The sequence below is a fragment of the Microbacterium sp. PAMC22086 genome (assembly GCF_019443525.1).
Taxonomy (GTDB): domain Bacteria; phylum Actinomycetota; class Actinomycetes; order Actinomycetales; family Microbacteriaceae; genus Microbacterium; species Microbacterium maritypicum.
On record NZ_CP080380.1, the window covers coordinates 1,641,756 to 1,655,833 of the forward strand.

The window sequence follows — 14,078 nt, forward strand, 5'->3', positions numbered from 1 at the left end:
ACCGAAGGAGCACGACCGATGACGATTCGGACTTCCCTGCAGCTGTTCACGATCAAGGACGAGCTGGAGGCCGACCTCGAATCCTCCCTCGCGGCGGTGGCCGCCCGTGGCTTCACTGCGGTCGAGCCCTACGACTTCGTCCGCCGCGCCGAGCCCCTCGCCGCGGCGCTGACCGCCGCCGGCCTGGTCGCCCCTTCCGGCCACGCCTTCCTGGCGTCTTCGTCGTTCGTGAACCCCGACGGCAGCGGCACCACGGTGCCCGTGCCGACCCCGGCCGAGGTCTTCGCCGCGGCGAAGGTGCTCGGTATGGACACCGTCATCGACCCGTACACGGAGCCCGCGCGCTGGGAGTCGGTCGAGCAGATCGAGGAGACCGCGCGGCTGCTGAACGAGGCCGCCGAGGTCGGGGCCGGCGTCGGCGTGCGCGTCGGATATCACAACCACGCGCACGAGCTGGAGGCCGTGTTCGACGGCGTCACCGGACTCGAGATCCTCGCCGGTCTCCTCGACGAGCGCGTCGTGCTGGAGGTCGACCTGTACTGGGTGGCTCGTGGCGGCGTCGACCCCGTCGCGCTGCTCGGACGTCTGGGCAGCCGCGTGATCGCCGTGCACGCGAAGGACGGCACTCTCGACCCCGCACTCGCCGGTGCCTACCCGCCCGCAGATCAGGTGCCGGCAGGAGACGGCTCGGTGCCGCTCGTCGAGGCCATCGCCGCGGCCCCCGCGCTCGAGCTCGCGATCGTGGAGTTCGACCACTACGAGGGCGACCTGTTCGACGCCATCGAGCGCAGCCGGGTCTACCTCGACGAGAAGGTCGCCGGCTGATGGCGATCGGTGCAGGACCCGTCGGCGTCGGCATCATCGGCGCCGGGAACATCAGCGACCAGTACCTGTCGAACCTCACCACGTTCCCCGACGTGCGCGTCCTCGCGATCGGCGACCTCCTCGAGGAGCGTGCCAAGGCGCAGGCCGAGAAGTACGGCGTCCCGCGCTCCGGCGGCGTCGACACGGTTCTCGGCGACCCGGAGATCGACATCGTCGTGAACCTCACCATCCCGGCCGTGCACGTCGAGGTCTCCGAGGCGATCATCGCGGCGGGCAAGCACGTGTGGACCGAGAAGCCGATCGGCGTCGACCGCGAGGAGTCCCGTCGACTGCTCGAGAAGGTGGAGGCCGCCGGTCTCCGTGTCGGCGTCGCCCCCGACACCGTGCTCGGACCCGGCGTGCAGACGGCGAAGCGTGCCATCGCGCGCGGCGACATCGGCCGTCCGCTGTTCGCGCAGACCACGTTCCAGTGGTCGGGGCCGGAGATCTTCCACCCGAATCCCGCGTTCCTGTACGCCAAGGGAGCGGGCCCCCTGCTCGACATGGGTCCCTACTACGTGTCGGCCCTCGTGCACGTCTTCGGTCCGGTCGCCTCGGTGGCCGCACTCGGGCTGCAGGGCGCGCCCACCCGTCGCGTGCAGGTCGGCGAGCTGGCCGGTCAGGAGTTCCCGGTCGAGATCCCCTCGACGCTGAGCGTGCTGATGGACTTCGAGCAGGGCGGCCAGGCGCAGAGCGTCTACAGCACCGATTCGCCCGTCATCCGGCAGGGGATCGTCGAGATCACCGGTACCGAGGGCACCATCGTGATCCCGGACCCGAACACATTCGGCGGCGCGATCTCGATCACCCGACCGCTCACGCGCCTGTTCATCCCGCCGGAGCCGATCGAGCAGGAGGTCATCGACGTCGAGCAGGAGGGCGTGCTCTCCGGTCGCGGCGTGGGACTGCTCGACATGGCGCGCGCGATCGCCGCCGGCCGTCCGCACGTGGCCACGGGAGAGTTCGGCTACCACGTGCTCGACACGCTGCTGTCGATCGAGGAGGCCGCGGAATCGCGCCGCTTCGTCGAGGTCGAGAGCACGCTCGATCAGGTCGGCTCCATCGCCGGTGACTTCGACCCGTTCGAGGCCACCCTCTGATAGGCCCTCGTGGCGGCGGAGGCGCGGATCGACGCGCCTTCGCCGCCACGGCGTTGATCAGGCGGCGGCTTCGCGCAAGCGGACCAGCCGCTCGTGCCCTGTCTCCTCGAGCTCGGCGATGTCGTCGCGCGACTTCAGGAAGTCGGAGAACGAGCGGTAGCCCAGGGCCTTCTCGCTGAACGAGGGGTCCATGCGGCGCATGTGCGTCTTGACGGCGGAGCTGTGCAGCCACTCGTCGGCGTCGGCCTTGTCGTGACCGAGGCGCAGCGCGCGCTCCAGCAGCTGCGTCGCCACCTCCTGGTCATCGACCTTGTCCTCGACCCGGGGCTCTTCCACCTTGGGCGCGGGCTTGGAGCGCGTGCGCTTGGAAGCGGTCTTCGGCTTCGATGCAGTCCCCGCAGCGGTTTCGGCGACGGCGTCGGCGACCGGGGCAGGCGGCTCCACCACGGCCTGGGTCGTCGCGGCGGCGACCGGTGCGGCCTTCACCGGGCGGACGACGCCGGGCAGCGAGTCGTACGACTCGAACTCGTCGCACGCTGCGGCCAGCGACTTCGCGGTGGAACCCGACACCCCGACGCCGATCACGTAGCGACCGAGCCGCTTGCAGCGCTGGGCCAGCGGCACGTAGTCGCTGTCGCCGGCCACGATCACGACATGCGTGAGATCGGGGAGTCGGAACATGTCCTCGACCGCGTCGACGGCGAGGCGGATGTCGGCACCGTTCTTCGCGTAGGCGGCCGCCGGGAACAGCTGCACGAGGTCGACCGCACGGGCCACGAGCTGTGAGCGGTACTCGGCGTTCACCGGGGAGGACCAGTCGGCGTAGGCCCGGGTGAGCACCAGTGTGCCGAAGGAGGCGGCGTAGTCGATGATGGCGCCGACCTCGATCATCGCGCGGCTCAGCCGGTCGGTGACCTCCGGATCGTTCGGGTTCTCGCTGATCCGCTGGCGGTCCTTGCCGTAGGCGTTGCGTCCGTGGACGCGGTCGTACCAGGAGATGACGATGTTGTCGAAGTCGAGATAGACGGCGACGCGGGCATCGGTGGCCTCAGCCATGATCAGACCTCCTCACGGGGATAGCGGACGCCGATCTGCGCTCTGATCTCATCGAGGGTGCCCATGATCGCGACGCTCTCGGCGATCGGCAGGATGTCGCCCTCGAGGATGCCGTCGCGCACCAGCCGTTCGGCGGCGAGCGCCTGGAACTGCATGCCGCGACCGTCGACCTCTGAGGTGTAGCTCTCCTGCACCGTGCCGTCCGGCAGGACCAGACGGAAGGTGGTGGGGCTGTACCAGACGGTGTCGATGTCGATGCGGGCGGCCGTGCCGATGATGCTCGCCACGTTGGGTCCTGCGGCGCGCGACGACGAGAGGCTGGTCGAGACCGCTCCGCCCTCGTGCGTCATCACGGTCGCGACCTCGGAGTCCGCTCCGGTCTCCACGAGTCGGCCGACGGCGTGGATGGTGGTCGGTGCGCCGAGGATGTCCCAGATGAAGGAGATCGGATAGATGCCGAGGTCGAGCAGGGCGCCGCCGCCGAGCTCGAGGGCGTTGAGCCGGTGCGCGGGGTCGGAGGGGAGCAGCTGCGTGTGGTCGGCGCTCACCGCGCGGATCTCGCCGAGGGCGCCGTCGGCCATGAGCTCGCGGATGCGGACCATGTGCGGCAGGTACCGCGTCCACATCGCCTCCATGGCCAGCAGGCCGCGTTCGGCCGCGAGCGCCTGCAGGTCTTCCGCCTCTGCCCGATTCAGCGTGAACGCCTTCTCGGCGAGCACGTGCTTGCCGTTCTCGAGCGCGAGCCGGGCGTTCTCATGGTGCATCGGGTGCGGCGTCGACACGTAGACGATGTCGACGTCGGGGTCGGCCACCAGGGCCTCGTACGAGGCGTGCGCGTGGGGGATGTCGAAGCGGGCAGCGAACGCGTCTGCCGACTCCTGTGAGCGGGATCCGACGGCCACGAGGTCGAGCCCCGCAGTTCGCAGATCGGACGCGAATGCGCCGGCGATACCGCCGGTCGCGAGGATTCCCCACCGAAGACCTGTCATGGTCTCAGCGTAGGGGGTGCTCCGGCCGTGACGGACTGTTACATCCCGTGACGCCCGGCATCGGCCCCGTGGCAGCGGCAGCCGAGGGCTCCTACCGTGACGGCATGACCGAACCCCTCATCATCGGCGCCATGGTGCGCACCCTGGGCGCGTACCCCTCGGGCTGGCGTCAGTCCGGTGCGCACCGCGACCCCGCGACCGACGCCGACATGCTGCGCCGCATCGCCCGCGAGGGGGAGGACGCTGGTCTCGACTACCTCTTCTTCGGCGACTGGCTCGCGACGGGGCCGGATCTGGAATTCCGCGACCCGTACCTGCTCGCCCGCATCGACCCCGTGAGTGCCGTGCTCTTCCTCGCCGGTGTGACGTCGCGGATCGGTCTGATCGCCACGGTGAACACGACCTACGCCGACCCGTACACGACCGCGCGCTCACTGGCCTCGCTCGACGTGCTCACCCGCGGTCGGGCCGGGATCAACCTCGTCACGGGGGCCGAACCGCGAGCCGCGGGCAACCACGGTCGCGACGCGCACGCCGACAACGAGACCCGCTACGACCGGGCGGAGGAGTTCGTGGAGGCGCTGCGGCGGCTGTGGGGTTCGTGGGGAGAGGACGCGTGGATCGCGGATGCCGAACGCGGCGTGCTGATCGACCCGGAAGCGCTCCATACCGCCGATCTGCGAGGTGCGCACGTGCAGGTCGCCGGTCCGCTCAACGTCGCCCGCCCACCGCAGGGGCAGATCCCGATCGTGCACGCCGGCACGTCGCCGCGGTCGAGGGCGCTCGCGGCCACCCAGGCCGATCTCGCGCTGATCGCGGCGCCCACCCTGGCCGATGCGATCGCCACCCGTCGGCTGCTGCGGGACATCGCCGCCGAAGCCGCGAGATCGCCGGATGCGCTGAACGTGATCGCCCCGGTGCTCCCCGTCGTCGCGGACACGGATGCCGATGCGCGACGCATCGTGGAGCGTCTGCTCGCGCTGGTGCCCCTCGCCGAGGATCACCAGCGCGCACGGAGGGCCTTCCCGCACGACCGCACCGTCGCCGCGCTCGCCGACGCGTTCGATGTCCCGGCGGACGACCCGCTGCGCTCCGCCGCCTTCGACGCACCGGTGACCGCCGCCGAGGCCGTGCGACTGGGGGAACACGGCGCCCGGCTGATCGAGCGGCTCGGCCTCATCGCGGGACTGCGCGTGGCCGGAGCGGGCGTCTCCGGATCGGGAGCCGCCGGCGACGACCCTCTCACGTGGCGGCACCTCGTCGCCGCGCACGCGGTGCCCGCGGCCTTCGTCGTCGGAGATGCCGGGACGATCGCGGATCACTTCGAGACCTGGCGCGACGAGGGCGCCGCGGACGGATTCAACGTGCTGTCGGCCTTCCAGCCCGCGCAGTTCGAGGCGTTCGCACGCCAGGCCGCCCCCGAACTGCGTCGTCGTGGACTGCTGCGGAGTGCAAAGGAGAGCGCAGGAGCGACGCTCCGCGATCGCCTGCGCATTTCCTCGTATGTCGACGCGTGACCACGCGTTTCCCCACGCGACATCCGGAGTCCGCCGGCTCGCGCCGCAAGAGCCGCGATTCCTACGGTGAGACCCACCTCACCTCACCACCGCGCCGCACCACAGCACCGCACCCGCAGCACCGCACTCGCAGCACCGCACCCGAAGCCTGGAGCCCACCCATGAACCGTCGTCTCATCCGCGTCGCCGCCATCGCGCTGCCGCTCGTCCTCGCCGGCGGCCTCGCCGCCTGCGCGTCGACACCCGCCCCGGCGAACGCGCCCGCCGAGGGCGCAGACCCCGTCAAGGGAGGAACCCTCACCTACCTCGAGCACCAGGCGTACACGAACCTGTACCCGCCGCAGGCCGGCTTCTACCCGAACGGCGGCATCGTGAACAACATCGCGGCCCGTCTCACCTGGCAGAACCCGGACACGCTCGAGATCGAGCCGTGGATCGCCTCCGACTGGACGATGAACGATGACGCCACCGAGTACACGTTCGACCTCAACCCCGACGTCACGTTCTCCGACGGCACGGTGCTCGATGCCGCGGCCGTGAAGAAGAACTTCGACACCTACGGCCTGGGCGACGCGGAGCGGGGCCTCACGGTCTCGGAGGCGATCAACAACTACGCCAGCAGCGAGGTCGTCGACGAGGACACCGTAAGGTTCCGCTTCTCGGCGCCGTCGCCCGGGTTCCTGCAGGCGACCTCCACCATCAACTCGGGTCTGCTGTCGCCGGAGACCCTCGACGGCACGATCGAGGACTTCGGCGCGGGCAACGCCGCCGAGATCATCGGCTCCGGACCCTTCACGGTCACGGGCGAGAAGCTCGGCACCGAGTACACGCTCACCGCCCGCGACGGCTACGACTGGGGTCCCGACAGCGTCGACAACGACGGCCGCCCCTACCTCGACGCCGTGCACGTGCTGATCACCCCCGAGGACTCGGTGCGCATCGGCTCGCTGCTGGCAGGCCAGTCCGACTACGTCCGCTACGTGCAGGCGTTCGACGAGGACCGCGTCGAGAGCGCCGGCTTCACGCTCTACGCCCCGCAGACCCGCGGCGTGAACAACTCCATCGCGCTGCGGCCAGAGAATCCGCTGCTCACCGACATCCGCGTCCGACAGGCCCTCATCGCCGCGGTGAACGCCCAGGAGGTCGTCGACACCCTCTTCACGGAGAGCTACCCGGTGGCGACCTCGGTGCTGTCGTCCCAGGCGCTCGGCTACAAGGACGAGTCGGAGCACTACGCGTACGACCCGAAGAAGGCGGAGAAGCTGCTCGACGAGGCCGGATGGACGCCCGGCGCCGACGGCATCCGCGAGAAGGACGGGGAGCGCCTCTCGATCACGGTGTACGAGGCGAAGCCCCAGCCGCTGTCGAAGCAGACCCTCGAACTCGTCGCGCAGCAGCTCGCGAAGGTGGGCGTCGAGCTCTCGATCAAGCCCGGTGACGCCGGCAGCTACGCCGAGGATACCCGCGACCCGCTGAAGACCGGCTTCTACCACTCCATGGTCGGCCGGGCGGATCTCGACGTGATCAAGAGCCAGTACTTCACGAAGAACCGTGACGTGCTGATCTCGAAGGACGCGAAGCTCGACGAGCTGCTGCTCGCCGTGGCTTCGGAGCCCGACGCCGACGCGCGCGTCGCCGCGTCCCAGGCCGTGCAGGACTACATCGCCGAGCAGGCCTATGTGATCCCGCTGTTCGAGGAGCCGCAGGTGTACGGCACCGCGACCTCCGTGCACGGCGTCGCCTTCGAGTCGGTGGGACGCCCCACGTTCTCCGGCGTCTGGCTCGCCGAGCACTGATCGGCATGGTGCTTCGATGACGTTCGTCCTCCGACGAGCCGGGCAGGCCGCGATCGTTCTGATCGCGGCCTTCACGGCCACCTTCTTCCTGCTGCAGCTGCTGCCGGGCGATGCGATCCTGATCAAGTTCTCCGACCCCAGCCTCGGGCTGTCGCCGGACCAGCTCGACAGCATCCGCACCACCTACGGCGCCGATCTGCCCTGGTGGGAGCAGTACGTGCATGCGGGCCTCGGCTTCCTCGCCGGGGACTTCGGCTTCTCGACGCAGTTCGGCACGCCCGTGCTGACGATGCTCACCGAGGCGCTTCCCGCGACTCTACTGCTCGCATCGCTCGGACTCGTCGTCGCCCTGCTGCTGGCCGTGCTGATCGCCGGGCTCTCCTGGCTCGCCCCCTTCGCCTGGCTGCGCGACGGCCTCCGCCAGGTGCCGGGCCTGTTCGTGGCGGTGCCGGTGTTCTGGCTCGGCATCCTGCTCATCCAGGTGTTCTCGTTCGGACTCGGCTGGGTACCCATCGTCGGAGCCGACCCGGTGAGCGGGCTCGTCCTTCCCGTGCTGACCCTCGCCGTGCCGATCTCGGCCCCGCTCGCGCAGGTGCTGGTCCGCGCGATCGACCAGGTGCAGGCGCAGCCGTTCGTCACCGTGGTGCGGGCGAAGGGCGCCCCGCCGCTGTGGGTGCTCACGCGCTCGGTCGCCCGCAACGCCGCCGTACCGACCCTCACGATCGCCGGAGTGCTGTTCGGTGAACTCGTCGGGGGAGCGGTCGTGACCGAGACCGTCTTCGGACGCACGGGCATCGGCCGCCTCACCGAGCAGGCCGTCGCGAACCAGGACATCCCGGTGCTGCAGGGCGTCGTGCTGCTCTCGGCCCTCGGCTTCGTGGTGATCAGCTTCGCGGTCGATCTCGTCACCCCTCTCATCGACCCCCGTCAGCGCACGCTCTCGCGCTCCACCGCATCCGCCGCCTCGCGACCCGCACCCCAGGAGGTGTCCGCATGACCGCTCCCGTGATCGCCCAGACGAGCGTCGACCCCGACGTCGTCGCGGCGCCGGTCGTTCCGGAGGGCACGCAGCCGCCTCGCTCGGGTGGTCGTCTGCGCCACCGCGGGTGGGGGCTGTATCTGGCCTTCGCCGTGGTCGCCGTCGCCGTGCTCTGGGCCGTCGTCCCCGGGGTGTTCGCGCCCGGTGACCCGCTCACCGGCGTGCCTGCGGACAAGCTGCTGCCCCCGAGCGCCGCGCACTGGTTCGGCACCGACACCCTCGGCCGTGACCTGTTCGGCCGCGTGGTCCACGGCGCCGTGCACTCGCTCTCGGGCGCGCTGATCGCCGTCACGGTCGGTCTCGCCCTCGGCACGGTGCTCGGCGCGATCGCCGGAGCCGTTGGTGGCGTGGTCGACGACGTCCTGATGCGGATCGTCGACGTGCTGCTCGCGATCCCCGGGCTGCTGCTGTCGCTCTCGGTGATCATCCTGCTCGGGTTCGGCACGGTCAACGCCGCCCTCGCGGTGGGCCTCGGCAGCGTGGCGGCCTTCGCACGTCTGATGCGCGCCGAGGTCGCCCGCGTACGGCGCACCGAGTACGTCGAGGCGGCCTTCGGCAGCGGTGCGACGTTCTTCGCAGCCCTCCGCCGACACGTGCTGCCCAACTCCCTCACCCCGATCGTCGCGCTCGCCGCGCTGCAGTTCGGCACCGCGATCCTCGCGATCTCGACCCTCGGCTTCCTCGGCTACGGTGCTCCGCCGCCCACCCCGGAATGGGGCCTGCTGATCGCCGAGGGCCGCAACTACGTGGGCACCGCCTGGTGGCTCACCGCGCTCCCCGGTCTCGTCGTCGTCGCGGTCGTGCTCAGCGCCAACCGCATCAGCCACCGCGTCGGAAGGAGGACGCGATGAGCGTTCTGGCAGCGTCGGATCTGCGGATCTCCTACAACGGCAGGGAAGTCGTGCACGGCATCTCGTTCGAGATCGAGGAAGGCGAGACGCTCGCCCTGGTCGGCGAGTCGGGATCGGGCAAGTCCACGACCGCCCATGCGATCCTCGGTCTCCTGCCCTCCGGCGGCACGGTCGACGGAGGCAGCGTGGTACTCGGAGACCTCGACATCTCGGGATGGACCGATCGCGCGCTGCGGGGCATCCGCGGTGCGGAGATCGGTCTGGTGCCGCAGGACCCCACCACCTCCCTCGACCCCGTGCGTCCGATCGGGGCGCAGGTCGAGGAGATCCTGCACCTGCACGGACATCGGGACCGGCGCTCGCGTCGCGCACGGGTGATCGAGCTGCTCGACCGCGTCGGCATCGACGACCCGGATCTGCGGGCTCGGCAGTATCCGCACGAGCTCTCCGGCGGCATGCGTCAGCGGGTGCTGATCGCCACGGCGATCGCGCTGCGGCCCCGTCTGCTGATCGCCGACGAGCCGACCAGTGCGCTCGATGCCACCGTGCAGCGCACCGTGCTCGATCTGCTCGACGAACTGCAGCGCGAGGAGGGCACCAGCATCCTGCTCGTGACCCATGATCTCGGGGTGGCTGCGGACCGTGCCGAGCGTCTCGTCGTGCTCAAGGGCGGACGGATCGTGGAACAGGCGCCGAGCGAGGCGGTGCTGGCCGCGCCCTCCGATCCCTACACGCGACAGCTGCTCGCCGATGCTCCTGCGTTCGCGACCGGATTCCGTCGGCCCGAGGCCCCGCCGTTCCTGCGCGATGCGGCGGCCGTGGCGGCAGAGAACCCCTATGCGATCGTGGCCGAGGGGCTCGTGAAGGAGTTCCGGGTGGCGGGGCGCGAGCGGTTCCGCGCGGTGGACGACGTCTCGTTCCGTGTGCGCCGGGGCACCACCCACGCGCTCGTGGGGGAGTCGGGCTCGGGCAAGACCACCACGGCGCGGCTGATCACGCGATTCCACCAGCCCGACGCCGGGGCCATCGAGGTCGCGGGAGAAGACGTCACGCACGCGAAGCGCGAGCAGCTGCGCGCTCTGCGCCGACGCGTGCAGCTGGTCTACCAGAACCCCTTCGCCTCATTGGATCCCCGTCAGCAGATCGTCGACATCGTCGCGGAGCCGCTGCAGAACTTCCGCGTCGGCTCGCGTGCCGAGCGCAGGGAGCGGGCGCTCGCCCTCCTCGACCGGGTCTCGCTGCCCGCCGACATCGCACGCCGCACCCCGCGCGAGCTCTCGGGCGGACAGCGGCAGCGCGTCGCGATCGCCAGGGCCCTCGCGATCGATCCGGAGGTCGTGGTGCTCGACGAGGCCGTGTCGGCGCTGGATGTCACGGTGCAGGCACGCATCCTCGAACTGCTCACCTCGTTGCAGGCGGAGCTCGCGCTCACATACCTGTTCATCTCGCACGACCTCGCCGTCGTGCGCAGGATCAGCCACACGGTCTCGGTCATGCGCCGTGGCCGGATCGTGGAGGAGGGACAGACGGAGGACCTCTTCCGCGATCCGCAGCACGAGTACACCAGGGAGCTGCTGGCCGCGGTCCCCGGACGAACGGAGAACCTCGTATGACCACCGCCCCCACCGTCGCCTTCTTCACCCGCCTGCTCGACGACGCGTCCGCGGCTTCGCGGTACGCGCTGGCGACCGCACAGATCCAGCAGGCGGAGCGGCACGGGATCGGGAGGGCCTGGGTCGCCCAGCATCACTTCCACGCGGCGGAGGGAGGCCTGCCGTCGCCGCTCGTCTTCCTCGCGCACGTGGCCGCCGCGACCAGGGACATCCGCCTCGGCACCGGGGTGATCACCCTGCCCTTGGAAGATCCCGTGCGCGTGGCCGAAGACGCCGCTGTCGCCGATCTGCTCTCCGGGGGGCGTGTGGATCTGGGACTCGGCAGCGGCGGCACCCCCTCGTCGTTCGTGCCCTTCGGGGAGGACGTGCGCGACAAAGCGCCGACCTACGACCGCAAGCTGCGAACACTGCTCGACGGCCTCGCCGGGCGCGACGTCGGCGCGGGCAACACGCTCTACCCGGATGCCGGCGACCTCGCCGACCGCATCTGGCAGGCCACCTTCTCGGCTCCCGGCGGCCACCGTGCCGGGGTGCACGGGCACGGCCTGCTGCTCTCCCGCACGCAGCCGCGCCGTGCTGACCGCCTGCACGCGCCGTTGTCGGAACTGCAGGACCCGATCATCGACGCGTACCTCGACGCTCTGCCGGAGGGAGCGACTCCGAGGATCACCGCCTCACGCACCGTGTTCGTCGCGGACGACCGTGCCGAGGCGCTGCGGTTCGCCGAGGTCGGGCTGCGCCGGGCGGCGGAGGGCTTCCGCCGGCAGGGGCAGACGATCCCCGGCGACAGCATCGACGAACTGATCGCCGCCCTCGATACGCACCTGGGCACGCCCGAAGACGTGGCGGAGTCTCTCGCCGCCGACCGCACCCTCGCCCGGGCGACCGAGGTGGCATTCCAGGTGCACTCGGTCGACGCACCGCATGAGCACGTGCTGCGCTCGATCGCCCTCTTCGCCGACGAGGTCGCTCCCGCCCTCGGCTATGCACTCAGCCCTTCCACCCCAGACACCTTCACCCTCAAGGAGAACGCATGACCGACGACATCGTGGACCGGATCGTGGAGGTGACGCCGGAGCTGGATGCCCTGCGCCGTCGCCGTCCCGTCACCAGGGAGCAGCTGCAGGCGAGCTTCGACGCCCTCTTCCGGCCGGTGACGGTCGCGCACATCTCGCAGGCGGAGCGCGAGCTCGTCGCGGCCTTCGCGACCGGGCTGGCCGGAGCCGATGACGCGACCGCGGTGTTCTACGCCGTGCGTGCACGGGAGACGGACCCGCAGCGGGCGCGCGTCGTGTTGGCGGAGGCGGCCGATTCAGCCGTGCGCGGTCCGTTCGGCGCCTACACCGAGCTCGGCCTGCAGAACGAGAACACCGAGGGTGAGCGGTACGAGCCCGCCGGCACCGTCACCGCGGTCATCGGCGAGCGCCTCGCCGCCGCGCTCGCGCACACGCATCTGCTCGTGTTCCGCCCTCGTGAGGCCTCGGGCGCCGACCTCGGACGCCTGCTCGATGCCGGGTGGTCGGCGGACGGGATCGTGACGTTGTCGCAGCTGGTGTCGTTCCTCGCCTTCCAGCAGCGCGTGGTCACCGGGCTTCGGGCGCTCGCTGCCGCAGGGCTCGCCCGGACCGCGCTCGTCGAGGAGGAGGCAGCATGACCGCCGCTCAGACCGTGCTCCGTCACGACGACGCCCCGCACCCGCACGCCTTCACCCGCGGCGAGGTCGGCTGGGTCCCGCACCTGGAACCCCTCGCGGAGGAGGAGCTGACCGCGCGGCACTACGACGGTCTCGTCGACGTCGCGCGGGCGAAGAACGACTACTTCCGACTGTTGGCCCGCGACCCCGAGGTGCTCAAGGCGCGCACCTTGGTGGACAAGGACATCTTCTACAACGCTGCGGAGGGCCTCCCGCGTGCGGACCGCGAGCTGGCGGCCACGGCGGCATCGCGCCGCAACGGCTGCGTCTTCTGCGCCTCGGTGCACTCTCGATTCGCCGCGCACCACAGCAGGCGCACAGAAGACGTCGACCTGCTGCTGGACGAGGGCGTCGATGCCGACCTGGGCGCGCGCTGGAACGCGATCGTCGCGGCATCCGTCGCCCTCACCGACACGCCCAGCGCGTTCGGCGAGGAGGAGATCGCGCGGCTGCGCGCGGCAGGACTCGACGATCTGGAGGTCGCCGACGTCATCCACGGCGCCGCGTTCTTCAACTGGGCGAACCGACTGATGCTGTCGATCGGACGGCCGGTGGCTCCGGCCTGATCCGGAACGGCTGACGCTAGGGCAGCAGGATGATCTTGCCCGAGGCGGCGCCGGATTCCATGAGCTCATGGGCCCGCGCCGCTTCGGCGAGCGGCAGCTGCGGTCCGAGCTCGATCGTGAAGTCCCCGGCATCCAGGAGCGCGATCGTCTCGGGCAGGGCCTCGGCACGCCAGGCGAGTTCCTGCGCGGTCAACGGCACGGGGGAGCCGCCGGAGAAGGCGCGGATGCCGAAGGACGCGGCATCCGGCCCCCGCACGATCGTCGCGATGCGGTCTCGGTCGGCCACCAGGGCGAGGGAGGTCTCGATCGCCTCGTCGGTGCCGGCGCAGTCGAGCACCACCGTGACGGGGGACGATGCGGCCGCGCGGACCCGGTCGAGAACGCCGTCGCCGTAGGCCACGGGGAGGGCGCCGAGCTCGCGCAGCTGGTCGTGGCGTGCGGGGCTGCCGGTCGCGATCACGGTCGCACCCCAGGCGACCGCGAACTGCACGGCCGCTTGACCGACCGCTCCGGCGCCTCCGTGCACGAGCAGCACGTCGCCCTCGGTCACCCCGAGCGAGCGCAGTGCCTGGTAGGCGGTGCCGGCGGGGATGCCGATTCCGGCGCCTTCGGCGGTGGTGACGGAGTCGGGGAGCTTGGCGAGGTTCTCGGTCGGGATGGCGAGCGCCGAGGAATAGGTGCCGTGCCCGTCGCGGATGGCGACCCGGTCGCCGACGGCGAAGTCGTCGACGCCCTCACCGAGCGCTTCGATGACGCCGGCGCCGTCGAAGCCGACCGGACGTGGCTCGGTGATCGGCGGCGACGGGCGCTTGCCGCCGCGCAGCTTGGCGTCGATCGGGTTCGCCCCTGCCGCTTCGATGCGCACGACGACCTCGCCCCGTGCCGCGACGGGATCGGGGACCTCGATCAGATGCAGGACAGCGGGGGAGCCGATTTCGGTGTACACGATCGCGCGAGCCATGCGCTCAAGGCTACCCGCGGCGGGCCGAGCGGT

The 14,078-nt window shown here is 70.9% G+C and carries 13 protein-coding genes; 10 read left to right on the top strand and 3 right to left on the bottom strand.

The window, feature by feature from the left end; genetic code table 11:
* Positions 1–18: 18 nt before the first annotated feature.
* Together KY497_RS08295 and KY497_RS08300 are read left to right on the top strand one after the other, a co-directional pair.
* Positions 19–825 carry a sugar phosphate isomerase/epimerase gene (locus KY497_RS08295; protein ID WP_055873734.1) on the top strand — a complete coding sequence of 269 codons (807 nt, stop codon included), beginning with the start codon at positions 19–21 and terminating at the stop codon, positions 823–825.
* Positions 825–1,964 (top strand): Gfo/Idh/MocA family protein, encoded by a 1,140-nt coding sequence (locus KY497_RS08300; protein WP_219870257.1) that lies wholly within the window; start codon positions 825–827, stop codon positions 1,962–1,964. Before KY497_RS08295 ends, KY497_RS08300 begins: the two co-directional genes overlap by 1 nt.
* Before the next feature lie 57 nt (positions 1,965–2,021).
* On the opposite strand, the gene KY497_RS08305 is transcribed toward KY497_RS08300, so the two are convergent.
* Both KY497_RS08305 and KY497_RS08310 read right to left on the bottom strand, forming a co-directional pair.
* Complete coding sequence (locus tag KY497_RS08305; protein ID WP_219870258.1) at positions 2,022–3,020, bottom strand: NYN domain-containing protein; 999 nt, start codon at positions 3,018–3,020, stop codon at positions 2,022–2,024.
* 2 nt (positions 3,021–3,022) lie between these two features.
* A complete protein-coding gene (locus KY497_RS08310) occupies positions 3,023–4,009 on the bottom strand; it encodes a Gfo/Idh/MocA family protein (protein WP_219870259.1) in 987 nt (328 codons plus the stop codon).
* 104 nt (positions 4,010–4,113) lie between these two features.
* Here KY497_RS08310 and KY497_RS08315 point away from each other — a divergent pair, with 104 nt between their 5' ends.
* The 8 genes from KY497_RS08315 to KY497_RS08350 all read left to right on the top strand — a co-directional run bounded on the left by KY497_RS08315 (position 4,114) and on the right by KY497_RS08350 (position 13,084).
* A complete protein-coding gene (locus KY497_RS08315; RefSeq protein ID WP_219870260.1) occupies positions 4,114–5,526 on the top strand; it encodes an NtaA/DmoA family FMN-dependent monooxygenase in 1,413 nt (470 codons plus the stop codon).
* Between the two features lie 161 nt (positions 5,527–5,687).
* Positions 5,688–7,322 carry a TIGR04028 family ABC transporter substrate-binding protein gene (locus KY497_RS08320; protein WP_219870261.1) on the top strand — a complete coding sequence of 545 codons (1,635 nt, stop codon included), beginning with the start codon at positions 5,688–5,690 and terminating at the stop codon, positions 7,320–7,322.
* A 16-nt stretch (positions 7,323–7,338) separates the two neighbouring features.
* Complete coding sequence (locus KY497_RS08325; RefSeq protein WP_219870262.1) at positions 7,339–8,319, top strand: ABC transporter permease; 981 nt, start codon at positions 7,339–7,341, stop codon at positions 8,317–8,319.
* Entirely contained in the window at positions 8,316–9,212 is an 897-nt protein-coding gene (locus tag KY497_RS08330) for an ABC transporter permease (protein ID WP_219870263.1), read from the top strand. The genes KY497_RS08325 and KY497_RS08330 overlap by 4 nt, the downstream gene beginning before the upstream one ends.
* A complete protein-coding gene (locus KY497_RS08335) occupies positions 9,209–10,825 on the top strand; it encodes an ABC transporter ATP-binding protein (RefSeq protein WP_219870264.1) in 1,617 nt (538 codons plus the stop codon). Before KY497_RS08330 ends, KY497_RS08335 begins: the two co-directional genes overlap by 4 nt.
* Complete coding sequence (locus KY497_RS08340) at positions 10,822–11,862, top strand: putative FMN-dependent luciferase-like monooxygenase (protein WP_219870265.1); 1,041 nt, start codon at positions 10,822–10,824, stop codon at positions 11,860–11,862. The genes KY497_RS08335 and KY497_RS08340 overlap by 4 nt, the downstream gene beginning before the upstream one ends.
* Entirely contained in the window at positions 11,859–12,479 is a 621-nt protein-coding gene (locus KY497_RS08345) for a CMD domain protein (protein WP_219870266.1), read from the top strand. Before KY497_RS08340 ends, KY497_RS08345 begins: the two co-directional genes overlap by 4 nt.
* Positions 12,476–13,084, top strand: coding sequence for an alkylhydroperoxidase domain protein (locus tag KY497_RS08350; RefSeq protein ID WP_219870267.1), 609 nt, complete (start codon positions 12,476–12,478; stop codon positions 13,082–13,084). Before KY497_RS08345 ends, KY497_RS08350 begins: the two co-directional genes overlap by 4 nt.
* A gap of 16 nt (positions 13,085–13,100) precedes the next feature.
* Here the strand turns inward: KY497_RS08350 and KY497_RS08355 are convergent, their stop codons facing one another.
* Entirely contained in the window at positions 13,101–14,045 is a 945-nt protein-coding gene (locus KY497_RS08355) for an NADP-dependent oxidoreductase (protein ID WP_219870268.1), read from the bottom strand.
* Positions 14,046–14,078 lie beyond the last annotated feature (33 nt).

Coding starts and splice junctions, on each gene's coding strand:
- KY497_RS08295 (WP_055873734.1), top strand. CDS start 19: ATGACGATTCGGACTTCCCTGCAGCTGTTCACGATCAAGGACGAGCTG.
- KY497_RS08300 (WP_219870257.1), top strand. CDS start 825: ATGGCGATCGGTGCAGGACCCGTCGGCGTCGGCATCATCGGCGCCGGG.
- KY497_RS08305 (WP_219870258.1), bottom strand. CDS start 3,020: ATGGCTGAGGCCACCGATGCCCGCGTCGCCGTCTATCTCGACTTCGAC.
- KY497_RS08310 (WP_219870259.1), bottom strand. CDS start 4,009: ATGACAGGTCTTCGGTGGGGAATCCTCGCGACCGGCGGTATCGCCGGC.
- KY497_RS08315 (WP_219870260.1), top strand. CDS start 4,114: ATGACCGAACCCCTCATCATCGGCGCCATGGTGCGCACCCTGGGCGCG.
- KY497_RS08320 (WP_219870261.1), top strand. CDS start 5,688: ATGAACCGTCGTCTCATCCGCGTCGCCGCCATCGCGCTGCCGCTCGTC.
- KY497_RS08325 (WP_219870262.1), top strand. CDS start 7,339: ATGACGTTCGTCCTCCGACGAGCCGGGCAGGCCGCGATCGTTCTGATC.
- KY497_RS08330 (WP_219870263.1), top strand. CDS start 8,316: ATGACCGCTCCCGTGATCGCCCAGACGAGCGTCGACCCCGACGTCGTC.
- KY497_RS08335 (WP_219870264.1), top strand. CDS start 9,209: ATGAGCGTTCTGGCAGCGTCGGATCTGCGGATCTCCTACAACGGCAGG.
- KY497_RS08340 (WP_219870265.1), top strand. CDS start 10,822: ATGACCACCGCCCCCACCGTCGCCTTCTTCACCCGCCTGCTCGACGAC.
- KY497_RS08345 (WP_219870266.1), top strand. CDS start 11,859: ATGACCGACGACATCGTGGACCGGATCGTGGAGGTGACGCCGGAGCTG.
- KY497_RS08350 (WP_219870267.1), top strand. CDS start 12,476: ATGACCGCCGCTCAGACCGTGCTCCGTCACGACGACGCCCCGCACCCG.
- KY497_RS08355 (WP_219870268.1), bottom strand. CDS start 14,045: ATGGCTCGCGCGATCGTGTACACCGAAATCGGCTCCCCCGCTGTCCTG.